This is a genomic window from Streptomyces sp. CA-288835, from assembly GCF_050936385.1.
In the GTDB taxonomy this organism is placed as follows: Bacteria; Actinomycetota; Actinomycetes; order Streptomycetales; family Streptomycetaceae; genus Streptomyces.
This window is the reverse complement of sequence record NZ_JBNJMW010000001.1, coordinates 7,982,116-8,006,687: the sequence shown is the minus strand read 5'-3', so window position 1 is coordinate 8,006,687 and position 24,572 is coordinate 7,982,116. Positions and strand designations below refer to the sequence as shown.

The 24,572-nt window shown below is 68.9% G+C and carries 24 protein-coding genes; 12 read left to right on the top strand and 12 right to left on the bottom strand.

Translation table 11 applies throughout. The features are described 5' to 3' along the window. Positions 1–41 precede the first annotated feature (41 nt). The 4 genes from ACQEVY_RS36110 to ACQEVY_RS36095 are packed head-to-tail and all read left to right on the top strand — an operon-like array spanning position 42 to position 3,155. Entirely contained in the window at positions 42–434 is a 393-nt protein-coding gene (locus tag ACQEVY_RS36110; RefSeq protein WP_432953697.1) for a response regulator, read from the top strand. Further along, positions 434–808: a response regulator transcription factor gene (locus ACQEVY_RS36105; protein WP_328772451.1), complete on the top strand. Its 375-nt coding sequence runs from the start codon at positions 434–436 to the stop codon at positions 806–808. The genes ACQEVY_RS36110 and ACQEVY_RS36105 overlap by 1 nt, the downstream gene beginning before the upstream one ends. Then, positions 805–1,065: a hypothetical protein gene (locus ACQEVY_RS36100; protein ID WP_432953695.1), complete on the top strand. Its 261-nt coding sequence runs from the start codon at positions 805–807 to the stop codon at positions 1,063–1,065. The genes ACQEVY_RS36105 and ACQEVY_RS36100 overlap by 4 nt, the downstream gene beginning before the upstream one ends. 23 nt (positions 1,066–1,088) lie before the next feature. Continuing rightward, on the top strand, positions 1,089–3,155 hold the full coding sequence (locus ACQEVY_RS36095; RefSeq protein WP_432953693.1) for an ATP-binding protein: 2,067 nt from the start codon (positions 1,089–1,091) through the stop codon (positions 3,153–3,155). Positions 3,156–3,179: 24 nt separating this feature from the next. On the opposite strand, the gene ACQEVY_RS36090 is transcribed toward ACQEVY_RS36095, so the two are convergent. Continuing rightward, positions 3,180–4,097, bottom strand: a complete 918-nt coding sequence (locus ACQEVY_RS36090) for a glycoside hydrolase family 16 protein (protein WP_432953692.1) — start codon at positions 4,095–4,097, stop codon at positions 3,180–3,182. A 252-nt stretch (positions 4,098–4,349) separates the two neighbouring features. On the opposite strand from ACQEVY_RS36090, the gene ACQEVY_RS36085 reads away from it, so the two are divergent. The 3 genes from ACQEVY_RS36085 (at position 4,350) to ACQEVY_RS36075 (ending at position 7,125) form a co-directional block, all read left to right on the top strand. After that, a complete protein-coding gene (locus tag ACQEVY_RS36085; RefSeq protein ID WP_432953690.1) occupies positions 4,350–5,273 on the top strand; it encodes an ABC transporter ATP-binding protein in 924 nt (307 codons plus the stop codon). Positions 5,274–5,323: 50 nt separating this feature from the next. After that, positions 5,324–6,040: an ABC transporter permease gene (locus tag ACQEVY_RS36080; protein ID WP_432955586.1), complete on the top strand. Its 717-nt coding sequence runs from the start codon at positions 5,324–5,326 to the stop codon at positions 6,038–6,040. Positions 6,041–6,114: 74 nt separating this feature from the next. After that, on the top strand, positions 6,115–7,125 hold the full coding sequence (locus tag ACQEVY_RS36075; protein WP_432953688.1) for a COX15/CtaA family protein: 1,011 nt from the start codon (positions 6,115–6,117) through the stop codon (positions 7,123–7,125). A gap of 60 nt (positions 7,126–7,185) precedes the next feature. Here ACQEVY_RS36075 and ACQEVY_RS36070 read toward each other — a convergent pair whose 3' ends face one another. From ACQEVY_RS36070 to ACQEVY_RS36055, 4 genes are all read right to left on the bottom strand, one after another. Next, positions 7,186–7,938 (bottom strand): nucleotidyltransferase domain-containing protein, encoded by a 753-nt coding sequence (locus ACQEVY_RS36070; protein ID WP_432953686.1) that lies wholly within the window; start codon positions 7,936–7,938, stop codon positions 7,186–7,188. A 29-nt stretch (positions 7,939–7,967) separates the two neighbouring features. Next, positions 7,968–9,074 (bottom strand): amidohydrolase family protein, encoded by a 1,107-nt coding sequence (locus ACQEVY_RS36065; protein WP_432953684.1) that lies wholly within the window; start codon positions 9,072–9,074, stop codon positions 7,968–7,970. Positions 9,075–9,182: 108 nt separating this feature from the next. Next, positions 9,183–9,557 (bottom strand): hypothetical protein, encoded by a 375-nt coding sequence (locus ACQEVY_RS36060; protein WP_432953683.1) that lies wholly within the window; start codon positions 9,555–9,557, stop codon positions 9,183–9,185. Positions 9,558–9,657: 100 nt separating this feature from the next. Continuing rightward, entirely contained in the window at positions 9,658–10,611 is a 954-nt protein-coding gene (locus ACQEVY_RS36055; RefSeq protein WP_432955585.1) for a heme o synthase, read from the bottom strand. A gap of 376 nt (positions 10,612–10,987) precedes the next feature. Between ACQEVY_RS36055 and tkt the strand changes: the two genes are divergently transcribed. Genes tkt through pgl form a run of 5 tightly spaced genes read left to right on the top strand, consistent with a single transcriptional unit; the run spans position 10,988 to position 17,884 of the window. Further along, the gene (gene tkt / locus ACQEVY_RS36050) at positions 10,988–13,075 is read left to right on the top strand and encodes a transketolase (protein WP_432953681.1); all 2,088 of its coding nucleotides are present in this window, start codon (positions 10,988–10,990) and stop codon (positions 13,073–13,075) included. A 34-nt stretch (positions 13,076–13,109) separates the two neighbouring features. Continuing rightward, positions 13,110–14,228 (top strand): transaldolase, encoded by a 1,119-nt coding sequence (gene tal, locus ACQEVY_RS36045; protein WP_432953680.1) that lies wholly within the window; start codon positions 13,110–13,112, stop codon positions 14,226–14,228. 4 nt (positions 14,229–14,232) lie between these two features. Then, on the top strand, positions 14,233–15,771 hold the full coding sequence (zwf, locus tag ACQEVY_RS36040; protein ID WP_432953678.1) for a glucose-6-phosphate dehydrogenase: 1,539 nt from the start codon (positions 14,233–14,235) through the stop codon (positions 15,769–15,771). Next, positions 15,768–17,102, top strand: a complete 1,335-nt coding sequence (gene opcA / locus ACQEVY_RS36035; RefSeq protein ID WP_432953676.1) for a glucose-6-phosphate dehydrogenase assembly protein OpcA — start codon at positions 15,768–15,770, stop codon at positions 17,100–17,102. Before zwf ends, opcA begins: the two co-directional genes overlap by 4 nt. Further along, a complete protein-coding gene (pgl, locus tag ACQEVY_RS36030) occupies positions 17,099–17,884 on the top strand; it encodes a 6-phosphogluconolactonase (RefSeq protein WP_432953675.1) in 786 nt (261 codons plus the stop codon). The genes opcA and pgl overlap by 4 nt, the downstream gene beginning before the upstream one ends. A gap of 183 nt (positions 17,885–18,067) precedes the next feature. On the opposite strand, the gene ACQEVY_RS36025 is transcribed toward pgl, so the two are convergent. From ACQEVY_RS36025 to gap, 7 genes are all read right to left on the bottom strand, one after another. After that, complete coding sequence (locus ACQEVY_RS36025; protein ID WP_432955583.1) at positions 18,068–18,343, bottom strand: DUF2087 domain-containing protein; 276 nt, start codon at positions 18,341–18,343, stop codon at positions 18,068–18,070. 314 nt (positions 18,344–18,657) lie between these two features. Next, on the bottom strand, positions 18,658–20,310 hold the full coding sequence (gene pgi, locus ACQEVY_RS36020) for a glucose-6-phosphate isomerase (protein WP_432953674.1): 1,653 nt from the start codon (positions 20,308–20,310) through the stop codon (positions 18,658–18,660). A 142-nt stretch (positions 20,311–20,452) separates the two neighbouring features. After that, entirely contained in the window at positions 20,453–20,788 is a 336-nt protein-coding gene (locus tag ACQEVY_RS36015; RefSeq protein ID WP_432953673.1) for an RNA polymerase-binding protein RbpA, read from the bottom strand. Between the two features lie 215 nt (positions 20,789–21,003). Beyond that, positions 21,004–21,234: a preprotein translocase subunit SecG gene (gene secG, locus ACQEVY_RS36010; RefSeq protein ID WP_165342601.1), complete on the bottom strand. Its 231-nt coding sequence runs from the start codon at positions 21,232–21,234 to the stop codon at positions 21,004–21,006. 134 nt (positions 21,235–21,368) lie between these two features. Further along, complete coding sequence (gene tpiA, locus ACQEVY_RS36005) at positions 21,369–22,145, bottom strand: triose-phosphate isomerase (RefSeq protein WP_328772436.1); 777 nt, start codon at positions 22,143–22,145, stop codon at positions 21,369–21,371. Further along, the gene (locus ACQEVY_RS36000; protein ID WP_432953671.1) at positions 22,142–23,362 is read right to left on the bottom strand and encodes a phosphoglycerate kinase; all 1,221 of its coding nucleotides are present in this window, start codon (positions 23,360–23,362) and stop codon (positions 22,142–22,144) included. The genes tpiA and ACQEVY_RS36000 overlap by 4 nt, the downstream gene beginning before the upstream one ends. A gap of 129 nt (positions 23,363–23,491) precedes the next feature. Next, the gene (gene gap / locus ACQEVY_RS35995) at positions 23,492–24,499 is read right to left on the bottom strand and encodes a type I glyceraldehyde-3-phosphate dehydrogenase (RefSeq protein ID WP_328772434.1); all 1,008 of its coding nucleotides are present in this window, start codon (positions 24,497–24,499) and stop codon (positions 23,492–23,494) included. Positions 24,500–24,572 lie beyond the last annotated feature (73 nt).

The window sequence follows — 24,572 nt, the reverse complement described above, 5'->3', positions numbered from 1 at the left end:
GTAACTGCCCCACTTGACCGCCCTCTTGGATCGGACTGGCGATGGGCTCTGAGCAGGGACTCGTACATGTCCTGGTGATCGAGGACGAACGGGATGTCAGTGCCCTGCTGGAGCGGCATCTCGGTGGCCTCGGGTGCCGTGTGACCGTCGCGGACACCGGTGAGGAAGGGCTGGAGCTGGCGTTCGCCGAGCCTCCGGACATGGTGATCATCGACGTACTGCTGCCCGGCATCGACGGACGGGAGGTCATCCGGAGGCTACGGGCGGACGAGCGGACGAAGCGGTGCCACCTCGTCGTCTCGTCCGTGCTCAACCGGGAGGACCTGGTCGAGCTGGCGACGGACGGGCTGCTGGCCAAGCCGTTCCGGCAGCCCGCGGTGGCGCGGCTCGTCGATTCCTACCGAAACCGAAGCTCCGTAGCGCAGGAGGAGTAATGGCTCGTGTCCTGATCGCCGACGACGACGCCGACATCCGGGATCTCGTGGCGTTCAAGCTGGTCCAGAGCGGCCACCAGGTCACAGCCGTGGAGGACGGCATGGCCGCGCTGCGCGTGGTGCGCGAGCAGCCGCTGGATCTCGTACTCCTCGACATACGGATGCCGGGGATGTCGGGACTGGACGTCTGCCGGGAGGTCCGCTCCGCGCCCGAGACCGCGTCGCTGCCCGTCATCCTGATCACCGCCCGGTCCCAGGAGGGAGACGTCGAACTGGGCTTCGCGGCGGGCGCCGACGACTACATCATCAAGCCCTTCAGCCCCCGCGAACTGTCCAGCCGGGTCACCGCGATGCTCACCCGGGTCGATCGGTGATCAACACCGCCGTCGTCACCTGGGCACCGCTGTGCCTTCCGGCCTTCGTACTGATGCTGAGCCTGCTGACCGTCACCAAGGCGCTCGGGGTGACCGGCGCCATTTTCCGGGCCGCCGAGGTGGCCCGTGCGCTGCGCGAGGAAGCCGACATCGAGGTACGGACCCGGGCGGCCCACGCCCCGCAGGAGTGGGGCTCGATGACGCGCAGCGGATTCGGCGCGCCCGAACAGGTCCGGGAGGGCGGTGATCGGCATTGAGGAGCACCACCAGGCGGCGCGGTGTGGCACGCAGGCTCGCCGTGACCTTCGGACTTCTGATCGCTCTGCTTCTGCTCGTCGGAGCGGGCGCGCTGACCACCGCCAGAATGGCGGACGAGTTGCACGACGAGGCCGTCGATCAACTGGCGCCGGTGGTACGCGAGAACCACGGCGTGCACGACCAGGCGGGCCATATGCACCGATCCGTGCGCACGTACCTGCTCACGGGAGACGCGACCGAGCGGAGCAGCTACCTCCGGTCGCGTGACGATGTCTTCGCCACCCTGGCCATGGTCCGGCGACATACCACCGAGGCGGCCCGGCGGAATCTCACGACGCAGGAACGTCACCTGCGTGCCTACGTACGCATCGCCGACCGGCAGGCGAAATCCTCGCCCGGCAGCCAGGGTGCCGTCCGGCTGACCACGCAGGCGGCGCGGCCGTTCGCGGCCTTCGAGGCCGCCAACCACCGGCTGGAGGAACAGCTCAACGCCGACATCGAGCGTACGGAGGACCGCGCCGACACGATCCTCGACCTCGGCGCCTGGAGCGTCGGCCTCCTCATGGCGACAGGCGGAGCACTGGCCCTCTACGCGGCGGTACGCACCACCCGCGCCCTCACCCGGCCACTGCAGAGCACCGTTTTGGCCCTGTACCGGCTGGCCTCGGGCGACCACTCGGCGCGGGCGGAGGAGAAGGGACCGGAGGAGATCAAGGCGGTGGCGCGGTCGGTGAACGTGCTCGCCGACGAGAGCGACCGGATGCGGGAGATCGAGCAGGAACGCGCCGAACTGGCCGGGGTCGCACGGGCGGTGGGCATCCACATCCGGGAGCACCTCGACGTGGAAAAGGTGCTCGACACGGCGTGCGCCGGACTCGGCGAGGGCCTGGACGCCGATCACGCCTTCGTCCTGCTCACCGAAAAGGACAGCCCCGTCGTCCGCGTGGCACGCGCGTGGAGTGCGGGCAGAGGTCTGCTCCCCGCGCACGAGCAGCCGATTCCGCCCGTCCCCCTCGACGTCGTACGCGATCACTACCGGCGGGGAACGGCCTGGTGCCACAACGATCTGCCCACCGCGCTGGCCGAGGGATCACCGCTGCCCGGAGCGCCCGGCACTTTCGGCGAGGACGTCCTGCCGCCGGACGCCCGGGCGGCGGCCGAGGCGCTGGGCCTGGTCGGCATACTCGTCGTCCCGGTCGGCGTCGGTGACCAGCCACTCGGTGCCGTATTCCTCGCGCGGACCCGGCAGGACCGCCCCTGGCGCCCGGTGGAGATCGAGACCGCCGAGTTCATGGCCGCCGGTGCCGGCCGCGCACTGCACACCGCGCTGCTCTACAAGCAGGAGACGCACCTGGTGGAGAAGCTGCGCGCCCTGGACAAGGCCAAGAGCGACTTCCTGTCCACGGTCTCCCACGAGCTGCGCACCCCGCTGACCAGCATCGTCGGGTATCTGGAGTTGCTGAAGGACGAGGAGACCGGACCGCTCACCGAGCCGCAACAGCACATGCTGGACGTCGTCGACCGCAACGCCAACCGCCTGCGGACGCTCATCGAGGACCTGCTGACCCTCTCGCGCATCGAGTCGGGCGCGTTCAGCTCCAAGAAGGGACCCGTGGACCTGTGCCGCCTGGTGGCGTCGGCGGCCGACGCCATCCGGCCGACCGCCGGGGCCGCCTCCGTCACCGTGGAGACACGGCTCCCCTCCCGGCCCCTGGTGCTGCGGGCGGACAGCGACCAGCTCGACCGGGTCCTGATGAACCTGCTGTCCAACGCCGTGAAGTTCACCCCGGAGGGCGGGAAGGTCACCGTCCGCGCCGAAGCCCGGGACCGACAGGCGGTCCTGAGCGTCAGCGACACCGGCATGGGCATCCCCGCCGACGAACAGGAGAAGCTCTTCCAGCGGTTCTTCCGCGCCTCGAACGCGACCGACGCGGCCATTCCGGGCACGGGCCTCGGGCTGACGATCGTCCGCACGATCGTGGCGAACCACGGCGGCGAGATCCAGGTCAGCTCCGAGGAGGGACACGGCACCACCTTCACCGCCCTGCTGCCGATCGCCGACGCGAACGGGGCGGCCCCTCCGACCTGAGCCGCCCCGCCGTACACGAACACCTCAGAAAACGGTGTCCTCGAAGGTCACCCCCCGCGTCCGGTAGTCGGTGACGGCGGCCGTCACCTCGGCCGGGCTGAGGATCTGGTCCTGGGAGAAGTACACGTAGTCGACCTTCTCCTCGTACGCGCGTGTCCTCCGGCTGCTGATGCCCGTCAGGTTGATCAGCCAGTGGTTGAAGCGGATGCTCATCGTCGACTCGGGCAGATACGGCTCGACGTGCCGGGCGAATAGCCGGCCGTCGATGTAGTAGGTGACCGCCTCGGTGTCGACCGTGATGACCAGGTCGTGCCACCCGGCGAAACTGGCCCGCTCCTCGGTGGTCGTGTGCACCTCCACAGGCGGAGTCTCCGAGTACGTCTCCCAGGAGGAAGCGAGCAGCGCACTGCTCGGCCTGCCCCAGCCGCCGTTCGGCAGGTACTCGAAGTCGAGTTCGCTGTAGGCCGGGTCCAACGGGAAGTTCAGCGGCGAGATGGTGAAGAACGTCTGCACCATGCGGTCGCCGTCCGGTCCGGTGACCGGTACGTCGCTGAAGCGGACCCGCGCGGCGTAGGTGCCGTAGTGGAACTTGCGCTGGTGGTAGATCTCGGTGTGCTGGGTGGTGCTCGCGGTCCCGCTGGTGCCCGATCGCATCGTCATGATCGAGTTACCGGACTCGGTGCCGAACGTGAAGTTCTGCGGCCGCCACGTGGCGCCCGGCACGCCGGGGCCGCCCTGGCCGGACCTGAGGGTCCAGCCGTGCTGGGAGATCCGCGGGTCGGTGTAGCCGGTGTAGTTGAAGTCGTCGAACAGTGCCGGGCCGACGGGCTGCGCACTCGCGGGTGATGAGCCGGGGAGTACGACGAGGGTCGCGCACAGCATCCCGAAGGCGAGGAGGCCGGCGGCGGCTCTCAGCCGTGAGCACGAGGTGCTTCTGATCATGTGTCAACTGCCTTTCTGCGGAAGGGAGAAGACGTCCGCTTCCGCCCTGGGCGGACCATGACAACTGAAGCACCGCCTAAAGATCGCCATATGGCAGTTAGATCCGATTCACCCGAACAGCCCAAAGTGCGCAGTGTCAGGGGTACCGGTTCACACCGAGCGGAGGACCCGGCGAAGGGGATCGCAGGGGTTCTCAGGAGGTTCACCAACCCGCCCGATCCGGGCGCCGGGCGCGTACCTAGACTCGGGGCCATGCGAAGTGACCCCGTCGTCCAGGTCCAGGCCCTGGTGAAGCGGTACCGCACGAAGACCGCGGTGGACGGCCTCGACCTGGTGGCCGGGACGGGGATCACCGCCGTACTGGGTCCCAACGGGGCGGGCAAGACAACCACGGTCGAGACCTGCGAGGGGTACCGGAAGCCGGACTCGGGGACGGTACGCGTCCTAGGGCTCGACCCGGTGCGCGAGGCCGCGGCCCTGCGCCCCCGGATCGGCGTGATGCTCCAGTCCGGCGGCGTCTACTCGGGCGCCCGCGCCGACGAGATGCTCCGCCACATGGCCAAGCTGCACGCGGATCCACTGGACGTGGACGCGCTGATCGAGCGCCTGGGGCTTGGCAGTTGCGGCCGTACGACCTACCGGCGGCTGTCCGGCGGCCAGCAGCAGCGGCTCGCGCTCGCGATGGCCGTCGTCGGCCGGCCCGAACTGGTCTTCCTGGACGAGCCGACCGCCGGACTCGATCCGCAGGCGCGCCGGGCCACTTGGGACCTCGTACGCGATCTACGTGCGGACGGCGTCTCGGTGATCCTCACCACGCACTACATGGACGAGGCCGAGCAACTCGCCGACGACGTGGCGATCATCGACGCCGGCCGGGTCATCGCCCAGGGCTCCCCCGAGCAGCTGTGCCGCGGCGGCGCCGAGAACACGCTCCGCTTCAGCGGCCGTCCCGGCCTCGACATAGGTTCCCTGCTCAAGGCCCTTCCGGCGGACTGCACGGCGGCCGAACTGACGCCGGGCGCATACCGCGTGGGCGGCAAGATCGACCCCCAACTGCTCGCGACCGTCACCTCCTGGTGCGCCCAGCACGGAGTGATGCCGGAGAAGATCTCGGTGGAACGGCACACCCTGGAGGACGTGTTTTTGGAATTGACCGGCAAGGAGCTTCGTTCGTGACTACGGCCGGTACGTACACCCCGAAGCCCGGGGCGGCCCCGCTGACCCGCATGATCGCGGCGCAGGCGGTGCTCGAGACGAAGATGCTGCTGCGCAACGGCGAGCAGTTGCTGCTGACGGTCGTCATCCCGACGCTGCTGCTCGTGCTGTTCAGCTCGGTGGACATCGTCGATACGGGCGAGGGCGAGGCGGTCGACTTCCTGGCCCCCGGCATCCTGGCGCTCGCGGTCATGTCGACGGCGTTCACGGGGCAGGCCATCGCGACGGGATTCGAGCGGCGGTACGGCGTACTGAAGCGTCTCGCCACCTCACCGCTCCCCCGCTGGGGGCTGATGGCGGCCAAGACGCTCTCCGTGCTGGTCACGGAGATCCTCCAGGTCATCCTGGTCACGGTGATCGCCTTCGCCCTCGGCTGGTCGCCGAGCGGCAACCCCCTCGCCGTCCTGCTCCTGCTCGTCCTCGGCACGGCCGCCTTCTCGGGCCTCGGCCTGCTGATGGCGGGCACGCTGAAGGCGGAGGCTACGCTGGCCGCCGCGAACCTGGTCTTCTTGCTCTTGCTCGTGGGCGGCGGGGTAGTCGTCCCGCTCGACAAGTTCCCGGACACCGCCCAGTCCCTGCTCGGCCTGCTGCCGATCTCGGCCCTCTCCGACGGGCTGAGGGACGTGCTCCAGCACGGCGCCGGGATGCCGTGGGGGAACCTCGGGATCCTGGCCGCCTGGGGAGTCGTGGGCCTCGCTGCCGCCGCCCGTTTCTTCCGCTGGGAGTAGCGGGGAGTATGCCTGAGCAGGGCGGATCAGACGCCTTCCCCCCTCGTGAAGGCGTGCACAAGCGGCCGCCTACCATGGTGCCCGTGCCGAATCTGACCCGCGCGAACGCCGTCGAGGCCGTGCGCAACCCGCTCGCCTTCATCGCCGAACGCTGGACCCCGAAGCCCCGGACGGTTCAGCGAGCGGCCCTCGCCGCACTCGTCATGGCGGTGGTCATCGTGGTCACCGGCGGCGCCGTACGGCTGACCGGCTCCGGGCTCGGCTGCCCGACCTGGCCCAAGTGCTCCGAGGACTCGCTGACCAACACGCACGAGATGGGCATCCACGGGTACATCGAGTTCGGCAACCGGATGCTGACGTACGTCCTGAGCGCCGCGGTCGGCTGGGCGATCATCGCGGCCCGCTCCGCGAAGCCGTGCCGGCGCGGCCTCACCCGCCTCGGCTGGGCGCAGTTCTGGGTCGTGATGGGCAACGGGGTGCTCGGCGGCATCGTCGTCCTGGTGGGCCTCAACCCGTACACGGTCGCCGCCCACTTCCTGCTGACCTCCGCCCTGATCGCCGTCGCCACCGTCATGTGGCAGCGCACCAGGGAGGGCAACTCCGCGCCGCATCCGCTGGTCAGCAAGTCGGTGCAGCAGCTCGTGTGGGCCCTGGTCGCCGTCACGGCCCTGCTGATCGCGGTGGGCACGGTGGTCACGGGCGCGGGCCCGCACGCCGGTGACTCTAGAGAGGTCGAGCGCATCCCGCTGGACTGGGAGAACGTCACCAGGCTGCATGCCGTCCTGGCCTGGATCGTGGTGACGTTGGCCTTCGCCCTGTGGTTCGTCCTACGGGCCGTCGACGCCCCCAAGGTCCCCCGCCACCGCACCCGCGACCTCTTCCTGGTGCTTCTCGCGCAGGGAATCGTCGGCTATGTCCAGTACTTCACGGACCTCCCCGAGATCCTGGTCGGCGCCCACATGCTCGGCTCCTGCCTGGTGTGGATCGCGACGCTGAGGGTGCTGCTGTCGCTGCGGGAACGGCACGAGGTCGTGGAGGCTCCGGGGGCCGGGCAGCCGACGGAACGGGTCGCCACGCGCGCGTAGGTGCAAAAACGAGTCGCCACGCGCGCGTAGACACGAAAACGTGCTCCACGCGCGCGTGCGTCACGCATAGGCCCGTACGAGGCTGTCGATCGCCTGCCCGAGATAGGCCCGGGTCAGCTCGGCCCTGCGCACGGTCCACTCCTCACTCGGCGGCGCACCATCGCCCCCGTACCGCCTCCGTCTGACGTCCTCGACCACCTCTACAGGGGCGCCGAATCCGGGCAGCAGCTCCAGTGCCTCCTGCTTGGTGATCAGCCGCCCGTCCTTCAGCGTGACCGCGGCACGGGCGTGTGTGACGAGCCCGTAGTCCACCCAGATGTCCTGCGTCCAGTTGCTCGCCCGGTCCACCTCCCGTCGCAGGAAGTCCCGCTGGTCGCGCAGGACGAACTCGGCGAGTTCGTGGTCCGGTACGGGCGGCAGCAGGCCCGTGGGCGGCTCGCCCTGCAGGACCAGCCCGAAGCTGTGCAGCTCACGCCGAGTAACCGGCGTGACGGGGAACTTGGCCAGGCGCTCGTGCCGCCAGATGAGGTGCCGTCGCTCCGCGCCCGCCGCAGTGCCGGGCGTCAGGTAGGCGCAGTGCAGCTTGTCGACGAGTGGCTCGTTGCGCAGTCGGGCGTGCAGCCGCGCCACCCGCCACACCGTCCTCGCCGTGATCGGGTCGTCCAGGACCGCGATCAGGTCCAGGTCGCTACGGCCCTCCTGGTAGTCGCCCCCGCCGAGGGAGCCATGCGCCCATACGGCGACGGGGGCAAGCTCGCGCAGTTCGCCGAGGAAGCGATCCAGGAGCCGGTCGGTCGCGTCGCTGCGTGTCATGCCCACAGTCTGCGCACGGTGCGGGCGACTCACTCCAGCCCGTAGACCCGCCGCGCGTTTCCGGCCGCGATCAGCCCCGCCACCCGCTCCGCGTCGGCCAGCGACCACGCCCCCTCGGCGACCCAGGTACCGAGCACCCTGGCCAGCGCCTCGCGGAAGAGGCGGGCGCCGACCACATGGAGTTCGGGCAGTCCGTGGGCGCCGGAGGAGAAGAGGAGCTTGCCGAAGGGGGCGAGTTCGAGGATCTCGGAGAGTACGGCGGAGGCGCGGGCGCCCGTACGGACGAGGGCGGCGCCCAGGTCGGCGTACACATGCGGGAAGACGCCGGAGAGATGCGCGGCGTGCCGGTGGTACGGGTAGCCGTGCAGCAGGACCAGGTCGGTGCCGAGGCCGGCCGTGGCGCGGGCGAAGTCGGTGAGCAGGACGGGGTCGGTGCGGTCGATGCGCAGGTCCCCTTCGCCGAGTCCCGCGTGCAGTTGCAGCGGGCGGCCGGAGGCGACGGCGATCCACAGGAGGTGCCGCAGCAGTACCGGGTCGGACAGGGTGCCGCCGACGCGGCGGTCGGTGAGCCAGCGGCCCGCCGCGCCCCGCACCTCACCGGGGTCCGGCGGTTCGGGCGCCAGCGCCAGACCGTGTCGTACGCCTGCCACCGATGTGAACGCCACGGCGTTGGCCGCCGCCGCGTGCACCGACTCGGCGAGGTTGGCGAGAAACGACTCGACGGTTCCGGAGGTGTCGGCGACCTGCTCGGCGAGCAGTTCCAGGCGGACGATCTCGTGGGCGTCGGCGCCCCCGGCCGAGGCCATCTCGCCGGGCCCGGTCAGATCGCCCGGCAGACCGGTGTCGACCAGATAGGTCGTGATCCCGCTGCCCCGCAACAGCCTGCGCCCCGACTCCAGTACGCCCAGCTCACGGCGTCGCGCGAGGTAGTGGGCGGGCGGACAGTGCGGCTCCAGACCGAGGAGGGGCGGGCACCAGCGGCGTACGGCGAACCCGGTCTGGGTGTCGAAGAAGGTCGTGCCGGCAGCGGGTCTGCCCTCTCCCCCGGCGAGGTGCGCCTCGAAGGTGCCAAGGCCCAGCTCCGTGCGCAGCACACCATGGCAGTACTGGTCCACCAGCGACGGCGTTTCGATCATCGGGACTCCCCCGCGGTTGGGCCCTGCTCTTGCAGGTCCTAACGGGTGAGCCGGTGGTCGGGTGTTGCTCTGCGGAAGCGCAGTTCTCTGCGCCCCCGCCGGGAAGCGTCAGGTATTGCGCGGGCCGCCCAGTTGGATCCCGGCCATCCGCTTCCACTCGTACGGTCCCGTCTTGACCTTCGCCGCAAACTCGCCGTCGAAGGACTCGTGGACGGTGATGCCGGACTTCTGGACCGCCTGCTCGGCCATCGCGTAGGTCGGGGCCACCAGGTCGCCCCATTCCCCGTCCTCGCCGACGAGGACGATGCGGGCGCCCCGCTGTCCCAGGTACGCGATCTGGCCCTCGGCACCGCCATGGGCCTTGGCGAAGGACGAGATCTGCTTGGTGAGGCGCGCCACACGACGCTCCGCCCCGGCGGCCTTCTTGCCGTCCGCGGCCTCGTCGGCCTGCTGGGTGTCTGCCGTATCTGCCGTGTCTTCCATGGTCAGGATGCTACCGACGGGTAGATCAAACGGCGACGGGCGGGGTACGTGGCCTTGACCACGCCCCCACCCGTCGCCGTACGAGTCGTACGAACTGCGGCTACCGAAGGAAGGGATCCACCGCCACCGCCACGAACAGCAGCGACACGTACGTGATCGACCAGTGGAAGAGGCGCATCTCCTTGAGCTTGGCGCCCACGGCCCCGTCTTTGGCGCGGGCCTGCAGCCCGTGCGCCTCCCAGAGCCAGAAGCCGCCGGTCACCAGGGCGACGGACGTGTAGAACCAGCCCGTATAGCCCAGCGGCGTCAGCAGGAGGGAGACGGCGACCATCGCCCAGCTGTAGAGGACGATCTGCCGGGCGACGACCTTGTTGGAGGCGATGACCGGAAGCATAGGCACGCCCACGCGCGCGTAGTCGTCCCGCACCCTCATGGACAGCGGCCAGTAGTGCGGCGGCGTCCAGAAGAACATCACGAGGAAGAGGATGACCGGGGCCCAGGACATGGAGTTGGTGACCGAGGACCAGCCGATGAGGACGGGCAGGCAGCCTGCGATGCCGCCCCAGACGATGTTCTGCGACGTACGCCTCTTGAGGATCATCGTGTAGACGATGACGTAGAAGAGGAGGGCCCCCAGCGAGAGCCAGGCGGACAGCCAGTTGACCGTCAGGCCGAACAGGAGAGTCGAGATAACGGCGAGCGAGATGCCGAAGACCAGGCACTCGCGCGGGCTGACCATCCCGGTGACCAGCGGACGCTGCGAAGTGCGCGCCATGAGGGCGTCGATGTCGCGGTCGATGTACATGTTCAGCGCGTTGGCGCCGCCCGCGGAGAGGTAGCCGCCGACACAGGTGAGGAGGACGAGCTGAAGGTCGGGCACGCCCTGCTCGGCGAGGAACATCACCGGCACGGTGGTGATCAGCAGCAGCTCGATGATCCGCGGCTTCGTGAGCGCGATGAACGCCTTGATGCGGGCCCCGAACGGCCGGTGCTTCGTGCTCTGACTCGTCTCGAGCACACCCGCAGGACGGGATTCAACGGCCGTCACGTACACCCCTACAGAGACATCCCAGCGAGCCCCGAGTGTGAACTCCGGGTAAAGGCCCGCGCGTACCACGCCACTGTAGACGTTGCCCAGACCCCGCTCTTCGCGGGGGTCGGGTCGTGTTGAAGGGGACCCCGCGAAGGGTTCGGCAGTCCTTGATTCGGCTTGATTGAGCAGTCGGATCACCGGCTGCGTATTCACGTTCATTCCCTGCCCGACCGCGGAACGCGCCGGTCAGGGAGGCAGTGCCGGAACACACCCGGCACTGTGGAATGAGTCGAAAAAATGCGTGTTCCTACGGGGGTAGGCTCGACAACGGCCGGTGGGCGCGCATGTGCACCGGCATTCGACATGTGGAACATGTGGAGAGGAGCCCTGACTCAGGGTGAGCACCAAGCCGACCACCACAGACCTCGAGTGGACCGAATTGGACCAGCGAGCCGTCGACACGGCCCGCATCCTGGCCGCCGATGCCGTACAGAAGGTCGGCAACGGCCATCCGGGTACGGCGATGAGCCTGGCGCCCGCCGCGTACACCCTCTTCCAGAAGGTGATGCGGCATGACCCGGCGGACCCGGACTGGACCGGACGGGACCGTTTCGTCCTCTCCGCCGGCCATTCCTCCCTGACCCTCTACACCCAGCTGTACCTCGCCGGATTCGGCCTGGAGCTGGACGACCTGAAGGCGTTCCGCACATGGGGGTCGAAGACCCCGGGCCACCCCGAGTACGGGCACACGGCGGGCGTGGAGACGACGACAGGGCCGCTGGGCCAGGGTGTCGCCAACGCGGTGGGCATGGCGATGGCCGCCCGCTACGAGCGCGGCCTGTTCGACCCGGAGGCCGCCCCCGGCACCTCCCCCTTCGACCACTACATCTACGCGATCGCCGGTGACGGCTGCCTCCAGGAGGGCATCTCCGCCGAGGCGTCGTCCATGGCGGGCCACCAGAAGCTGGGCAACCTGGTCCTGCTGTGGGACGACAACCACATCTCGATCGAGGGCGACACCGAGGCGGCCGTCTCCGAGGACACCGTCAAGCGGTACGAGGCGTACGGCTGGCATGTGCAGCGCGTCGAGCCGAAGGAGAACGGCGACCTCGACCCGGCCGCGCTGTACGAGGCGATCGAGAAGGCCAAGGCGGTCACCGACAAGCCGTCGTTCATCGCGATGCGCTCGATCATCGCCTGGCCGGCCCCGAACGCGCAGAACACCGAGGCCGCGCACGGCTCGGCGCTCGGCGACGACGAGGTCGCGGCCACCAAGCGCGTCCTCGGCTTCGACCCGGAGCAGTCCTTCGAGGTGGCCGACGAGGTCATCACGCACACCCGCGCGCTCGGTGACCGCGGCCGTGAGGCCCGCGCCGAGTGGGAGAAGTCACTCGCCGCCTGGCGTACGGCCAACCCGCAGCGGGCCGCCGAGTTCGACCGCGTCAACGCGGGCGAGCTGCCCGAGGGCTGGGAGTCGCACCTCCCCGTCTTCGAGCCGGGCAAGGGCGTCGCCACGCGTGCCGCCTCCGGCAAGGTGCTCCAGGCGCTGGGCGAGGTCATCCCCGAACTGTGGGGCGGCTCGGCTGACTTGGCGGGCTCCAACAACACCACGATCGACAAGACGAGTTCGTTCCTGCCGCAGGGCAACCCGCTGCCGGAGGCGAACCCGTACGGCCGCACGATCCACTTCGGCATCCGCGAGCACGCCATGGCCGCGGAGATGAACGGCATCGCGCTGCACGGCAACACTCGTATCTACGGCGGTACGTTCCTGGTGTTCTCCGACTACATGCGCAACGCGGTGCGCCTGTCGGCCCTGATGCACCTGCCGGTGACGTACGTATGGACGCACGACTCCATCGGTCTCGGCGAGGACGGCCCCACCCACCAGCCGATCGAGCACCTCGCCTCGCTGCGCGCGATCCCGGGCCTGAACATCGTCCGCCCGGCCGACGCCAACGAGACCGCCATCGCCTGGCGCGAGATCCTCAAGCGCTACACCAAGGAGTTCGGCAAGGGCGCCCCGCACGGGCTCGCGCTGACCCGGCAGGGCGTGCCGACGTACGAGCCCAACGAGGGGGCGGCGAAGGGCGGTTACGTGCTCTTCGACGCCGAAGGTGGCGAGCCGCAGGTCGTGCTCATCGCGACCGGTTCCGAGGTGCATGTGGCCGTCGAGGCGCGCGAGCAGCTGCAGGCCGCCGGGGTGCCGACGCGGGTGGTGTCCATGCCGTCGGTGGAGTGGTTCGAGGAGCAGGACCAGGGGTACCGGGACAGCGTTCTGCCGCCGTCCGTCAAGGCGCGTGTCGCGGTCGAAGCCGGGGTCGGTCTGACCTGGCACAAGTACGTGGGGGATGCCGGACGCATCGTTTCCCTGGAGCACTTCGGTGCTTCGGCCGACGGCAAGGTCCTCTTCCGCGAGTTCGGCTTCACTGCCGAGAACATCGCCTCCGCCGCCCGGGAATCGATCGCCGCAGCCCAGCGCTGACGCTGACATACGACACGTAGGAGATGCATTTTCCATGACAGACGCACTGAAGCGCCTCTCCGAAGAAGGCGTCGCGATCTGGCTGGACGACCTGTCGCGCAAGCGGATCACGTCCGGCAACCTCGCCGAACTGATCGACCAGCAGCACGTCGTGGGCGTCACGACCAATCCGTCGATCTTCCAGAAGGCGATCTCAGGCGGTGACGGCTACGAGCAGCAGGTCGCCGATCTCGCCGCCCGTGAGGTCACCGTCGAAGAGGCCGTCCGCATGATCACGACGGCGGACGTACGCGACGCCGCCGACATCCTGCGCCCCGTCTTCGACGCCACCGGCGGCCAGGACGGCCGCGTCTCGATCGAGGTCGACCCCCGCCTCGCGCACAACACGCGGGCGACGGTCGCCGAGGCCAAGCAGCTCGCCTGGCTGGTGGACCGCCCGAACACCCTCATCAAGATCCCGGCCACCCGGGCGGGCCTCCCGGCGATCACCGAGACGATCGGCAACGGCATCAGCGTGAACGTCACGCTGATCTTCTCGCTGGAGCGCTACCGCGAGGTCATGGACGCCTACGTGAGCGGACTGGAGAAGGCCAAGGCCAAGGGCCTGGACCTGTCCAAGATCCACTCGGTGGCGTCCTTCTTCGTGTCCCGCGTGGACACCGAGATCGACAAGCGGATCGACGCCATGGGCACCGACGAGGCCAAGGCCGCCCGCGGCAAGGCGGGCGTCGCCAACGCGCGGCTCGCCTACCAGGCGTACGAGGAGGTCTTCTCCTCCGACCGCTGGGCCGCCCTGGACAAGGCGCAGGCCAACAAGCAGCGTCCGCTGTGGGCGTCGACGGGCGTCAAGGACAAGGCGTACAAGGCCACCCTGTACGTCGACGAGCTGGTCGCGCCGAACACGGTGAACACCATGCCGGAGGCCACGCTCTTCGCCACCGAGGAGCAGGGCGAGATCACCGGCAACACCATCGCCGGTACGTACGAGCAGGCCCGCGCCGACCTCGACGCGCTCGAGAAGATCGGCATCTCGTACGACGAGGTCGTCCAGCTGCTGGAGGACGAGGGCGTCGAGAAGTTCGAGGCGTCCTGGAACGACCTGCTCAAGTCGACCGAGGCGGAGCTCAAGCGCCTCGCCCCCTCGGAGGGCTGAGACCTTGACTCCTTCTCCCGGCACCGGAGCGAATCCGCTTCGTGACGCCGCAGACCGACGGCTCCCGCGTATCGCGGGGCCGTCGGGCCTTGTCATCTTCGGCGTCACGGGCGATTTGTCCCGTAAGAAGCTGATGCCCGCTGTCTACGACCTCGCCAACCGCGGCCTGCTCCCGCCGGGTTTCTCGCTCGTGGGCTTCGCCCGCCGCGAGTGGGCGGACGAGGACTTCACGCAGGAGGTCCACGACGCGGTCAAGGAGCACGCCCGTACCCCCTTCCGCGAGGAGGTCTGGCAGCAGCTCATCCAGGGCATGCGGTTCGTCCAGGGCACCTTCGACGACGACGACGCCTTCGAGAACCTGAAGGCGACCATAGAGGACCTGGACAAGGCGCAGGGCACGGGCGGCAACTTCGCCTTCTATCTGTCCGTACCGCCGAAGTTCTTCCCCAAGGTCGTGCAGCAGCTGAAGAGGCACGGCCTGGCCGACCAGAAGGACGGCTCCTGGCGGCGCGCGGTCATCGAGAAGCCGTTCGGCCACGACCTGAAGTCGGCCGAGGAGCTCAACCGGATCGTGCACGAGGTCTTCTCCCCTGACCAGGTCTTCCGTATCGACCACTATCTGGGCAAGGAGACCGTCCAGAACATCCTGGCGCTGCGCTTCGCCAACCAGATGTTCGAGCCGCTCTGGAACCGTTCGTACGTCGACCACGTACAGATCACGATGGCCGAGGACATCGGCATCGGTGGCCGCGCCGGCTACTACGACGGAATCGGCGCCGCCCGCGACGTCATCCAGAACCATCTGCTCCAACTGCTCGCGCTGACCGCGATGGAGGAGCCCGCCTCCTTCGACGCGGACGCGCTCGCCGCCGAGAAGACCAAGGTGCTCGGCGCGGTGAAGCTGCCCAAGGACCTCGGCCGCAACACGGTGTTCGCGCAGTACGCGGCGGGCTGGCAGGGCGGCGAGAAGGTCATCGGCTACCTCGAAGAAGACGGCATCGACCCCAAGTCGAAGACCGACACGTACGCGGCCGTCAAGCTGGAGGTGGACAACCGCCGTTGGGCGGGCGTCCCCTTCTATCTCCGCACCGGCAAGCGCCTGGGCCGCCGCGTCACCGAGATCGCGGTCGTCTTCCAGCGCGCCCCGCACTCCCCCTTCGACCACACGGCGACGGAGGAACTGGGCCAGAACGCGCTGGTCATCCGCGTCCAGCCGGACGAGGGCGTCACGGTCCGCTTCGGGTCCAAGGTGCCCGGCACCTCCATGGAGGTCCGGGACGTGTCGATGGACTTCGCGTACGGCGAGTCCTTCACGGAGTCCAGCCCGGAGGCGTACGAGCGGCTGATCCTCGACGTCCTACTCGGCGACGCGAACCTCTTCCCGCGTACCGAGGAGGTCGAGCTGTCCTGGGAGATCCTCGACCCGATCGAGGAGTACTGGGAGAAGCACGGCAAGCCCGCGCAGTACCCGTCGGGCACCTGGGGCCCGGCCGAGGCGGACGACATGCTCGAACGAGATGGACGGAGCTGGCGCCGGCCATGAAAATCGACCTTACGGACACCACGGCCAGCAAGATCAACAAGGCGCTGGTACAGGGCCGCCGGGCCATCGGCACTCCCGCCGTCGGCATGGTCCTCACCCTCGTCATCGTCACCGACGAGGAGAACGCCTACGACGCGCTGAAGGCCGCCTCCGACGCGTCCCGCGAGCACCCCTCGCGCACCCTCGTGGTCATCAAGCGCGTCTCCCGCTCGCCCCGCGACCGCACCACGTCACGGCTCGACGCCGAGGTACGGGTCGGCGCGGACGCGGGCACCGGCGAGACGGTGATACTGCGGCTGTACGGCGAGGTGGTCGACCACGCGCAGTCGGTCGTCCTCCCCCTGCTGCTGCCGGACGCGCCGGTGGTCGCCTGGTGGCCGGTGAACGCGCCGCTGGACCCGGCCAAGGACCCGCTGGGCGCCCTGGCGCAGCGCCGCGTCACCGACACGTACGCCGCCGAGCAGCCCGTACGGGAACTCGGTGCCCGCGCCGACGCCTACACCCCCGGCGACACGGACCTGTCGTGGACCCGCATCACGCCCTGGCGTTCGATGCTGGCCGCGGCCCTGGACCAGGTCACCTGCGAGGTCACCGCGGTCGAGGTGGAGGGCGAGGAGTTCAACCCGAGCTGCGAACTGCTCGCGATGTGGCTCGCGGACCGGCTCGACGTCCCGGTCAAGCGCTCGCTGTCCTCCGGGCCTGGTCTCACCTCCGTCCGGATGGCCACCAGCTCCGGACCGATCGTCCTGGACCGCGCCGACGGCTCGCTGGCGACGCTGTCCATCCAGGGCCAGCCCGACCGTGCGGTGGCGCTGAACCGCCGCGACACGGCCGAGCTGATAGCGGAGGAACTGCGGCGGCTGGACCCGGACGACACGTATGCGTCGGCGCTGCGCTTCGGCGTGGAGCGGCTGGGCAGCGGGGGCTTCAAGTCCGGTTCGCCGGCGGGGGGTTCCGCGGGAGGATGGGCTGAGGGCTCCAGGGGCGATGCCTCCGGGAGCTCGGCTGCTCCGGCGGTGGGTTCCCGGGCGGCGGCCTTCCGGGCCGGGGTCTCTGGGGCAGCGGAGTCTACGAGTTCTGCGGATTCTGCGGCCGGGACTTCCGTGGCTGGGACTTCCGTGACCTCGGGTTCTGCGGCCAGGGCTCTCGAAGCCGGGCCATCCGGAACGGGAGCCTCCGAGGCTGGGGCTTCCGGATCTGGAGACTCCGACGCCGGGGCTTCCGCTACGGAGGCACCGGCCGAGGCGTCCGCCCAGGAGCCGGCGAAGGAGACCGACAAGGCGGCTCCGGCCACGCCCGCCGACCTGGCCAAGAAGGTGGCGTCCAAGTGAGCACCGCGCCACAGCTCGTCGTCCACCGCGACAAGGAACTGATGGCCCAGGCCGCCGCGGCCCGGCTCATCACGAAGATCGTGGACGCACAGGCCTCCCGGGGCTACGCCTCGGTGGTACTCACGGGCGGGCGCAACGGCAACGGCCTCCTCGCGGCGCTGAGTTCGGCCCCCGCGCGGGATGCCATCGACTGGGGCCGACTGGACCTGTGGTGGGGTGACGAGCGGTTCCTGCCCGAGGGCGACCCGGAGCGCAATGTCACCCAGGCCCGCGAGGCGCTCCTCGACTCGGTACCGCTGGATCCGCACCGCGTGCACGCCATGCCCGCGTCGGACGGCCCGTACGGCAAGGACGCCGACGCGGCGGCGGAAGCGTACGCCGCCGAACTGGCCAAGGCCTCGGGCCCCGAGAACCATGGCACCGTCCCCACCTTCGACGTCCTGATGCTGGGCGTCGGCCCGGACACGCACGTGGCGTCGCTCTTCCCGGAGCTCCCCGCCGTACGCGAAACCGAACGCATGGTGGTAGGCGTACACGGCGCCCCCAAGCCCCCACCGACCCGCATCTCGCTGACCCTGCCCGCGATCCGGGCGGCTCGCGAGGTGTGGCTCCTGGCAGCGGGCGAGGACAAGGCAAAGGCAGCGGCCATCGCGCTCTCGGGAGCAGGCGAGATCCAGGCGCCGGCGGCGGGCGCGTACGGCCGCTCCCGCACACTGTGGCTACTGGACGCGGCAGCGGCATCCCAACTGCCGCGGTCGTTGTATCCACCGGCGTCGCCCTGAGGCACTCGCGTGCGATCTTCACGCCCCTAAAAAGGAGGCCGCAGGCCTTCCTTTTTAGGGGCGCGGGGCTGTGTCAATTTGCGGCTCCGCCGCGTGGGCGCGACCAGCCCAGAACCACCCGCAGCCCGCACTCAACCGCACCCTCTGCGGCGCTCCCCGCAGCCCCCGCACCCAGCGGAGCGCTTAGGCAGCCACGCGATAGACGCTGCCGTCCCGCTCACGCACAAGCAACCCACTATCCACGCAATACCGCCGCAACGCCGACGTATCGTCATGCACGGTACGAAACGCCGCGTTGACCTCTGCCTCGGAGTAGCCACGCTCACTCTCGAAGAGCGTGCCCGTGAGATGCGCGAGCAGCTCACGCCGTACAGCCGGCCGCACCGGAATCGCGGTAAGCCGCCCCTGCGCGAAGAACCCCACGAGCCGACGCGGAACCCCGGGATGCGCCTCCTCCACGGGCCGAGCACGCCGGAACACAGCGGAATCGGCCCGCAAGGAGCCGTCAGCCATCCGCTCGACAAGCCCCGCAGCGATCAGCCGCCCCAGGTGTTTGCGCACCACGGCGGAGTCCTGCTCGCCCGGCGGCAGCTGGTCCAGCACGATGCGGGCATACAACCGCTGGCGTTCGGGATCCGCGAGTGCGGCAAGCAGCTGGTCCATGACGTCCTCCAGGCAAGTGACAGCGCCGAAGCAGTGTCACCCGCCGGGAGCGGGCCGTGCATCCGATTAACGGAGCCGCGGCCCAAGCCCTCGACCCGAGCCACCCCGGCTCAACGCCCCCGCAGCTCCCGGTACTTGGCAACCAGCGCCTTCGTCGACTCATCGAGCCCCGGCACATCCGCCCCCTCGGTCAGCGCCGGCTCAACGCGCTTGGCAAGCACCTTGCCCAGCTCGACGCCCCACTGGTCGAAGGAGTCGATGCCCCAGACGGCGCCCTGCACGAAGACCTTGTGCTCGTACAGCGCGATCAACTGACCGAGCACCGACGGAGTGAGCTCGCGCGCGAGGATCGTGGTCGTCGGATGGTTGCCCTGGAACGTCTTGTGCGGCACCAACTCCTCGGGCACCCCCTCCGCACGCACCTCGTCCGGCGTCTTCCCAAAGGCAAGCGCCTGCGTCTGCGCGAAGAAGTTGGCCATCAGCAGATCGTGCTGGCCGACAAGCCCCGGCAGCAGATCCGCCACCGGCTCGGCGAACCCGATGAAGTCGGCCGGGATCAACTTCGTGCCCTGGTGGATGAGTTGGTAGTACGCGTGCTGCCCGTTGGTCCCCGGCGTGCCCCACACGACGGGCCCGGTCTGCCACTCCACGGGCTCGCCGTCCCGCCCCACGGACTTGCCGTTGGACTCCATGTCCAGCTGCTGCAGGTACGCAGTGAACTTGGACAGGTAGTGCGAGTACGGCAGCACCGCGTGCGACTGCGCGTCATGGAAGTTGCCGTACCAGATCCCCAAGAGGCCGAGCAGCAACGGCACGTTGGACTCGGCGGGCGCCGTACGGAAGTGCTCGTCGACCAGCCGGAAACCGTCCAGCATCTCGCGGAACCGGTCAGGACCGATCGCGATCATCAGCGAAAGCCCGATCGCCGAGTCGTACGAGTACCGGCCGCCGACCCAGTCCCAGAACTCGAACATGTTGGCCGTGTCGATGCCGAAGTCCGACACCTTCTCGGCGTTCGTCGACAAAGCCACAAAGTGCTTGGCGACGGCGTCCTGGTCCGCCCTCAGGCCGGTCAGCAGCCAGTTGCGCGCCGAGGTGGCGTTGGTGATCGTCTCGATGGTGGTGAAGGTCTTCGAGGCGATGATGAACAGCGTCTCGGCCGGGTCCAGGTCCCGTACCGCCTCGTGCAGATCGGCCCCGTCCACGTTCGACACGAAGCGGACCGTCAGCTCGCGATCGGTGAAGGCCCGCAGCGCTTCGTACGCCATCGCCGGACCCAGATCCGAGCCGCCGATGCCGACGTTGACCACATTGCGGATGCGCTTGCCGGTGTGCCCCGTCCACTCTCCCGAGCGGACGCGGTCGGCGAAGCCGGCCATCTTGTCGAGCACCGCGTGCACACCCGGCACGACGTTCTCGCCGTCGACCTCGATGACCGCGTCGCGTGAAGCGCGCAGCGCGGTGTGCAGGACGGCGCGGTCCTCGGTCGTGTTGATCTTCTCGCCGCGGAACATGGCGTCCCGAAGCCCGAACACATCGGCCGCTGCGGCCAGTTCACGCAGCAGTCGCAGTGTCTCGTCGGTGACCAGATGCTTGGAGTAGTCGACGTGCAGATCGCCGACCTGAAGTGTGTATCCGGCGCCGCGCCCCGGGTCCGCGGCGAACAGCTCACGCAGCCGCACCTCGCCGAGTTCCTCGCGGTGCTTGGCCAGAGCGGTCCACTCGGGCTTCTGGTTGAGCCGGGTACGGCTGTCTGCATTCATCTCGGACTTCAGCCTCTTCTTTCATAGCTGTCCTGCTGCGTACGTTGCCCCGCTGCCGGTCCCAACCTAACGGAGCAGGGCTTTATGCCACGCAACAGCTCCGGCCGCGCACCCGTGGGTGCCCGGCCGGTTCTCTCAAGTCCTAGATTTCGCCCCGCAGTTTGGCGAGCGCCTCGGCGAGAATCGCCTCGCCGTCCGCGTCGCTGCGCCGCTCCCGTACGTACGCCAGGTGCGTTTTGTACGGTTCGGTGCGCGGCGGGTCCGGCGGGTTGTCCCGGTCCTGTCCAGCCGGAAAGCCGCAGCGCGGGCAGTCCCAGGTTTCGGGAACCTGCGCGTCGCTGGCGAAGCTCGGCTGCGTCTCGTGTCCGTTGGAGCACCAGAAGGAGACGCACAGCCGCGGCGCGGACTCGCCGCGCTCGGCCTCGCCCATCGGCCCCGCCCCGACCCGGCTTCCTCGGATCGCGTTGCCACTTGCCACGGTCGTAACTCCCTGCGTAATGGTGCTGCGAAGCGAGTCGGCGTGATGCTTCGCTGCGAGCGCCTCAGTGTACGTAAGGGCCAACGCGCGTCCAGTGACTGGAGTTACACCCCCACCCAAAGACGCAAGCCCCATGATAGGCCGCGCTCGCGAGCGCGTACCGAACATGGGGCTTTATGCGAAAGATGCGCTGTCGTACCGACGTCAGCCGCTGGTCAGTTGGTGACCTTCATCAGGATGCCGAGTACGACGATGCACGCGGCCCACAGCAGACCGACCACGACGGTGATGCGGTCGAGGTTGCGCTCGGCGACCGAGGAGCCGCCGACGGACGACTGCATGCCGCCACCGAACATGTCGGAGAGGCCGCCGCCCTTCCCCTTGTGCATCAGCACCAGCAGCATCAGCAACAGGCTGAAGACGATCAGGGCGATCGAGAACCCCATAACCACGGCTGGACCAACTTCCTCGGACTTGTACGGACGACGGGGGCCGGAGCTCCGTAAGAGAAGCCACCCGGCCCCCGCAAGGGTACGACGTATCGCCGCCGACGCCTACTTACTGGTCACCGGACCGATGCTTACTGGTCGCGGAACCGGACGATCTTGACGAACTCGTCGGCGTCCAGCGAGGCACCGCCGACCAGGGCGCCGTCGATATCGGGCTTCGCCATGATCTCGGCGACGTTCCCGGCCTTCACTGAACCGCCGTACTGGATGCGGACCTGGTCGGCCAGCTCCTGCGAGTACAGCTCGGCGAGCTTGCCGCGGATCGCCGCGCAGACCTCCTGGGCGTCGTCGGCGCCGCAGACCTTGCCGGTGCCGATGGCCCAGACAGGCTCGTACGCGATCACGATGGACTCGACCTGCTCGGCCGGTACGTCCTTGAGGCCGCCCTCGACCTGCGCGAGCGTGTGCGTGACGTGGTTGCCCGCCTCGCGGACCTCCAGCTCCTCACCGACACACAGGATCGGCGTGAGGCCGTGCTTGAAGGCGGCCTTGACCTTGGCGTTGCAGAGCTCGTCGCTCTCCTTGTGGTACTGCCGGCGCTCGGAGTGGCCGACCGCCACGTAGGTGCACTTGAGCTTGGCCAGCATCGGGGCGGAGATCTCACCGGTGTAAGCGCCGGAGTCGTGCGCCGAGACGTCCTGGGCGCCGTACTTGATCTTGAGCTTGTCGCCGTCGACCAGGGTTTGTACGGAGCGCAGGTCGGTGAAGGGCGCGAGGACGGCGACCTCGACGGCCTCGTAGTCCTTGTCGGCCAGGGCGAAGGCGAGCTTCTGGACGTGGGCGATGGCCTCGAGGTGGTTGAGGTTCATCTTCCAGTTGCCGGCCATCAGCGGCGTACGAGTGGTCATGCGGGGTCGTCCTCCAGTGCGGCGAGGCCGGGGAGCGTCTTGCCCTCGAGGTATTCGAGGGAGGCGCCGCCACCGGTCGAAATGTGGCCGAAGGCCGTCTCGTCGAAGCCCAGGATGCGAACCGCCGCGGCGGAGTCACCACCGCCGACGACTGTGAAGGCCGGAGAGTCGAGAAGGGCTTGGGCGACCGACTTGGTGCCCTCGGCGTAGTCGGGGTGCTCGAAGACGCCCATGGGACCGTTCCAGAAGACGGTGGCGGCGTCGGCGAGCTTCGAGGCGTACAGCTTGCGGGACTCAGGGCCGATGTCCAGGCCCATCTGGTCGGCCGGGACGGCATCCGCGGCGACGGTGGTGGGGTTGGCGGGGGCGTTGGTCTTCAGGTCCGGGAACTCCGTGGAGACCAGCACGTCGACGGGGAGGACCAGTTCGACACCGGTCTTCTCCGCGCGCTCGATGTACTCCTTGACGGCCGGGATCTGGTCCTCCTGAAGGAGGGAGGCGCCGATCTCGTACCCCTTGGCCTTGAGGAAGGTGTACGCCATGCCGCCGCCGATCAGCAGCCGGTCGGCCTTGCCGAGGAGCTGGTCGATGACGGCGAGCTTGTCGGAGACCTTGGCGCCGCCGAGCGCGACGACATAGGGGCGCTTGACGTCCTCAGTGAGCTTCTTCAGGACACCGACTTCGGTGGCGATGAGGTGGCCGGCGTAGTGCGGCAGGCGCGCCGGGAGGTCGTACACGGAGGCGTGCTTACGGTGCACCGCGCCGAAACCGTCGCCTACGTAGACATCGGCCAGGGCCGCGAGCTGGTCCGCGAACTCGCCGCGCTCGGTGTCGTCCTTCGACGTCTCGCCTGCGTTGAAGCGCAGGTTCTCGATGACCGCGACCTGGCCGGGCTGCAGGCCGTTCACGGCGTCGTGGGCGGCGGGGCCGACGGTGTCCTGGGCGAACGCGACGGGCGCGCCGAGGAGTTCACCGAGCCGCTCGGCGGCGGACAGCAGCGAGAAGGCGGGGTCCGGGGCGCCCTTGGGGCGGCCCAGATGCGAGGCGACGACCACCTTGGCGCCCGCTTCCGCGAGGGCCTTGACGGTGGGCAGGACGGCGCGGATGCGCCCGTCGTCGGTGATACGGCCTTCGGCCAGCGGCACGTTGAGGTCGGCGCGCACGAAGACCCGCTTGCCGTCCACGCCTTCGGAGAGGAGTTCGTCGATCGTCTTCATAAGGGGACTCCTGGGATAGCTCTGTTGTCCTGGAGGGCTAATCGATCAGCACGTGGCGCAGGGCCCGGGCAGCACTTTCCTTGCGCTGCCCGGGCCCTGTGTTCACATCGAGGTGCCTTGCTCTGGGACTTAGAGCTGGCCGCCGACGAAGACCGTGAGGTCCACGAGGCGGTTGGAGTAGCCCCACTCGTTGTCGTACCAGCCGAGGATCTTCACCGACTTGCCCTCCTGGACCATGGTCAGGGAGGCGTCGAAGGTGCAGGAGGCCGGGTCGCCGACGATGTCCGAGGACACGATCTCGTCCTCCGTGTAGTACAGGTAGCCCTTGAGCTCACCGTCGGCGGCCTTCTTGAAGACCGCGTTGACCTCGTCCTTGGTGACCTCGCGGGAGAGCTCCACGACCAGGTCGGTGGCCGAGCCGGTCGGGACCGGGACGCGCATCGCGATGCCGTCGAGCTTGCCCTTGAGCTGCGGAAGGACCAGCGCGGTGGCCTTCGCGGCACCGGTGGTCGTCGGGATGATGTTCTCGGCGGCGGCACGGGCCCGGCGCAGGTCCTTGTGCGGGAAGTCCAGGATGCGCTGGTCGTTCGTGTACGCGTGCACCGTCGTCATCAGGCCCTTGACGATGCCGAAGTTCTCGTCGAGAACCTTGGCCATCGGCGCCACACAGTTGGTGGTGCAGGAAGCGTTGGAGATGACGTGGTGGTTGGCTGCATCGTACTTGTCCTGGTTGACGCCCATCACGATGGTGATGTCCTCGTCCTTGGCCGGAGCCGAGATGAGGACCTTCTTGGCGCCGCCTGCGATGTGCTTCTCGGCGTCGGCCTTCTTCGTGAAGATACCGGTCGACTCGATGACGATGTCGACGCCCAGCTCGCCCCACGGGATGTCGGACGGGTTGCGCTCAGAGAGCACCTTGATCGTCTTGCCGTCGACCGTGATGGTGTCCTCGGTGTGGGACACCTCGGCCTTCAGACGGCCCAGAATGGTGTCGTACTTCAGCAGGTGAGCGGTGGTCGCGGTGTCACCCAGGTCGTTGACAGCCACGATCTCGATGTCTGCACCCTGCTCCAGCAGCGCGCGGAAGTAGTTACGACCGATGCGGCCAAAGCCGTTGATGCCTACGCGGATCGTCACGAACCGATCTCCTCGTTGGTACGCCGGTTCAGATGCCGGCGAGTTGTATGGGATGTCCCCGACCGCCTACGAC

Bases quoted from the DNA above. Each gene is read 5' to 3' on its own strand.
- ACQEVY_RS36110 (WP_432953697.1), top strand. From the start codon at position 42: ATGGGCTCTGAGCAGGGACTCGTACATGTCCTGGTGATCGAGGACGAA.
- ACQEVY_RS36105 (WP_328772451.1), top strand. From the start codon at position 434: ATGGCTCGTGTCCTGATCGCCGACGACGACGCCGACATCCGGGATCTC.
- ACQEVY_RS36090 (WP_432953692.1), bottom strand. From the start codon at position 4,097: ATGATCAGAAGCACCTCGTGCTCACGGCTGAGAGCCGCCGCCGGCCTC.
- ACQEVY_RS36085 (WP_432953690.1), top strand. From the start codon at position 4,350: ATGCGAAGTGACCCCGTCGTCCAGGTCCAGGCCCTGGTGAAGCGGTAC.
- ACQEVY_RS36080 (WP_432955586.1), top strand. From the start codon at position 5,324: ATGATCGCGGCGCAGGCGGTGCTCGAGACGAAGATGCTGCTGCGCAAC.
- ACQEVY_RS36075 (WP_432953688.1), top strand. From the start codon at position 6,115: ATGGTGCCCGTGCCGAATCTGACCCGCGCGAACGCCGTCGAGGCCGTG.
- ACQEVY_RS36070 (WP_432953686.1), bottom strand. From the start codon at position 7,938: ATGACACGCAGCGACGCGACCGACCGGCTCCTGGATCGCTTCCTCGGC.
- ACQEVY_RS36065 (WP_432953684.1), bottom strand. From the start codon at position 9,074: ATGATCGAAACGCCGTCGCTGGTGGACCAGTACTGCCATGGTGTGCTG.
- ACQEVY_RS36060 (WP_432953683.1), bottom strand. From the start codon at position 9,557: ATGGAAGACACGGCAGATACGGCAGACACCCAGCAGGCCGACGAGGCC.
- tal (WP_432953680.1), top strand. From the start codon at position 13,110: ATGACAGACGCACTGAAGCGCCTCTCCGAAGAAGGCGTCGCGATCTGG.
- opcA (WP_432953676.1), top strand. From the start codon at position 15,768: ATGAAAATCGACCTTACGGACACCACGGCCAGCAAGATCAACAAGGCG.
- pgi (WP_432953674.1), bottom strand. From the start codon at position 20,310: ATGAATGCAGACAGCCGTACCCGGCTCAACCAGAAGCCCGAGTGGACC.
- secG (WP_165342601.1), bottom strand. From the start codon at position 21,234: ATGGGGTTCTCGATCGCCCTGATCGTCTTCAGCCTGTTGCTGATGCTG.
- tpiA (WP_328772436.1), bottom strand. From the start codon at position 22,145: ATGACCACTCGTACGCCGCTGATGGCCGGCAACTGGAAGATGAACCTC.
- ACQEVY_RS36000 (WP_432953671.1), bottom strand. From the start codon at position 23,362: ATGAAGACGATCGACGAACTCCTCTCCGAAGGCGTGGACGGCAAGCGG.